4 protein-coding genes and 1 pseudogene are annotated in these 3,112 nt (G+C 34.3%); 1 reads left to right on the top strand and 4 read right to left on the bottom strand.

Translation table 11 applies throughout. The annotated features are described in order from the left end of the window. A partial coding sequence (locus ACY65O_RS13660) for a molybdenum cofactor biosynthesis protein MoaE (protein ID WP_462221414.1) occupies positions 1-508 on the top strand: 508 nt, incomplete at its 5' end. Here the strand turns inward: ACY65O_RS13660 and moeB are convergent. The 4 genes and pseudogenes from moeB to ACY65O_RS13640 form a co-directional block, all read right to left on the bottom strand. Then, entirely contained in the window at positions 468-1,589 is a 1,122-nt protein-coding gene (moeB, locus tag ACY65O_RS13655; RefSeq protein ID WP_462221413.1) for a molybdopterin-synthase adenylyltransferase MoeB, read from the bottom strand. The two genes, ACY65O_RS13660 and moeB, sit on opposite strands and share 41 nt — an antisense overlap. Positions 1,590-1,591: 2 nt before the next feature. Beyond that, complete coding sequence (locus tag ACY65O_RS13650) at positions 1,592-1,822, bottom strand: MoaD/ThiS family protein (protein ID WP_462221412.1); 231 nt, start codon at positions 1,820-1,822, stop codon at positions 1,592-1,594. Between the two features lie 359 nt (positions 1,823-2,181). Next, entirely contained in the window at positions 2,182-2,919 is a 738-nt protein-coding gene (locus tag ACY65O_RS13645) for a sulfite exporter TauE/SafE family protein (RefSeq protein ID WP_462221411.1), read from the bottom strand. Between the two features lie 4 nt (positions 2,920-2,923). Continuing rightward, a pseudogene (locus ACY65O_RS13640) lies at positions 2,924-3,112 on the bottom strand (molybdopterin molybdotransferase MoeA); the annotation flags it as partial.

Genomic DNA, 3,112 nt, shown 5'->3' with positions numbered 1-3,112 from the left:
CAGCAGTTTTCGGCACAACAAAAAAAATATACAGTTTGTATGGCGGTATTACATTATGGAAACAGCAACATGCAAAACAATTATTATAATGGAAAGAAAACCAAAAAATATTTTTATTCATGGACCAATAGCTGCATCTTTTATTGGAGAGAGTATTGCAAAGCACAGTACTAATACCGTCATTGGCGGACACGCTATTTTTTTAGGGCAGGTAAGAGCAGATATTATTAATGAAAAAAAAGTAGCGGAAATTGAATACGCCGCATACGAAGAAATGGCTTTGGAGAAAATGCATGAAATAAGAGAGGCCATATTTAACAAATATCCGCTTACCTGTATGCATGTATATCACAGCCTGGGCAAAATAGTTGCCGGAGAAATTTGTTTATTTGTATTTACTTCTTCGGCACATAGAAAAGATGCAGCTATTGCCCCAGGAATAAAAATATTTTTTGGTTTTCTTTCCATTATAATAATTGTTTTGCATGTTGCTGTTTCCATAATGTAATACCGCCATACAAACTGTATATTTTTTTTGTTGTGCCGAAAACTGCTGTTAATTGTTTTGCTGCCTGCAAACTTCTTTTACCCGATTGGCAAATGGCAACTACAGCGGAGGCGTTTAATAAAGAAAATTTTTCTGCTAATTGTGATAAGGGAATTTTTTGATGAACAAATTCTTTTATAACCGGCAGCTCATCTAATTCTCTTACATCAATAATATTTATATCACCGGATGATAATAACTTATTAAAAAAAACAACATCAATTTCCTGCGGATCAATTGTTGCACTGCATAACCAATCGTAATCAGTTTGTTCAAAAGTGGTTTTATCTTTAGGTATCAATGCACGTGTTTCAGCATTTGCCGATAATTCCAATTCATATATTTGATTATTCAGCGCATTGTAAGTAAGTAAACAATTAATAAGAGGTTTGCCAATACCGGTTATTAATTTTATGGTTTCGTTTGCCTGCATGATACCAATTATACCCGGTAAAACTCCCAGCACACCGGCTTCCGCACAATTCAATATTTCATTTTCTTTTGGTGGATGGGGAAACAGATCACGGTAATTTACTGCATTGTTATCCGGCAAATTAAATATCGCCACCTGCCCTTCATACTGCGAAACGGCACCATACACCAATGTTTTATTTAACAATACACAGGCATCGTTAATCATGTACCGGCTCGAAAAATTATCAGTACCATCTATAATAATATCATACAAGCTAATAATGGAAAATGCATTTTGTGCAGTTAATCTTTCTGCGTAAGCAATAATGTTTATTTCAGGATTACTTTTTTGTAAAACAGCAGCGGCGCATGTTGCTTTGAATAAACCAATATCATTTACTGTAAATAAAATTTGCCGGTGCAGGTTAGATAATGCTACCACATCATCATCAACAATACCAATGGTACCAATGCCGGCTGCAGCTAAATATTGCAATGCCGGGCAACCTAAACCGCCGACGCCAACTACCAATACTTTTGCCTGCAACAACTTTTGCTGCCCTGCTTCGCCAAAGTTTTTTAAAATCATCTGGCGCTGGTAACGTTGGTATGAAATATTTTTATCCATGTTTATCCGCCGGAAAATGGTGGCAGTAAAGCAACAACAGCCTCTTCATTCAACACCGTATTTGAGGTTATTTGTTTTTTATTTACGGCCATTACATATTTATAATTCACCAGTGCAGGAAATTTTTTATACAGCTCCTGTTGCAAACTTTCTGTATCTGCAATATTATCCATTACCAGTTTTTCTCCCAGCACTTCACAAAGCTGACCAAATATGATGATGTTAATTTTCATTGCTTATTGTATGTTTGAATTACTGTGTAAAAATACACTTCATTTATAGTTTATGGTGGGAAGTAAAACATAATTACTCAAAATCTTTTTTCTCAGTTTATTACAACTAAATATTTTCATGCCTTTTTAACCTTTGTAGAAAAATATCTAACAAATTTGTTCAACCTTATTACCTTATTAATACAGGTTAATAAACGGTTTGTTGCGGAAGGATTTTATTTACGAATAATGTAATAAGATTGACTCTTGATTATCGTTGATTTCTACTAAGATTTATCTAAACTGAGAAGTAATATTTTTTAAAAATCCCCTTTCAATTAATAGCATAGCAAAAAACATTTCACATTGATAAATAATACTCAGGTAGTAGTAAATAATAATTTATAAGATGCCAGCATCAATACCACAGCCAGCAAATATTTTAAGATGATTTGATTGAATTTCAAAGAACCAAAATAAGCACCGCAAACACCACCTGCAAAAGCAATGGCGACGTAAGCATACATATCTCCACTAAACTGTATGCCTTTAGTGAGTTGCCCTGCCAAACCTGCAATAGAATTTACAAAGATGAACAAGGCACTGATGCCTGCTGCCTTTTTCATGTCTGTCCATTTTAATAATAACAGCACAGGCGTTAAAATAATGCCGCCACCAATACCAATCATCCCTGATAATAAACCAATGCCTGCACCAATTATAAATGATAAAACTGTATTTGATTTTTTTATATCATCAACGGCAACTGTATTAAAAAATAAAAATCGAATAATGGGTATGAATAATAATACACCTAATATTTTTTTATAAATTAAAGTGTCTATTGAAATTAATCCTCCACGGAAAGCCATGGGTACAGATGCGATAGCAAATGGTAAAAATATTTTCCAGTCAAAATGTTTGCCCCGGTAAAACTGAATGAAAGAAGTAAGAGATACAAAAATATTTAATAACAGGGCAGTGGGTTTCATTACATCCGGCGTAAAACTAAAGATGGCCATCAAAGCCAGATAACCACTGGCGCCTCCATGCCCAACCGATGCATATAAAAATGCAACCAGGAATAATAACCCATAAAACAGATAAATATTTTCCATAAAACTAATGAGGTAATAAATGTACTTCCACCATTTCTCCTGCTGCATATTCCGTTACTTCTTCATTTATTTTTACAAGGCAGTTGGCTTTTGCAAAAGAGCTGAGTCGGTAAGATTCCTGTGCATCCAGTACACTTACTGTTTCGCCATTGTAAAATCCTTTTAAAAAATGGGTAAGCGTATTTGTTTTGCT

This window comes from Ferruginibacter sp., assembly GCF_031430955.1.
In the GTDB taxonomy this organism is placed as follows: domain Bacteria; phylum Bacteroidota; class Bacteroidia; order Chitinophagales; family Chitinophagaceae; genus Ferruginibacter.
The sequence above is the reverse complement of the archived record's forward strand: the minus strand, read 5'-3'. Positions and strand labels throughout refer to the sequence as shown.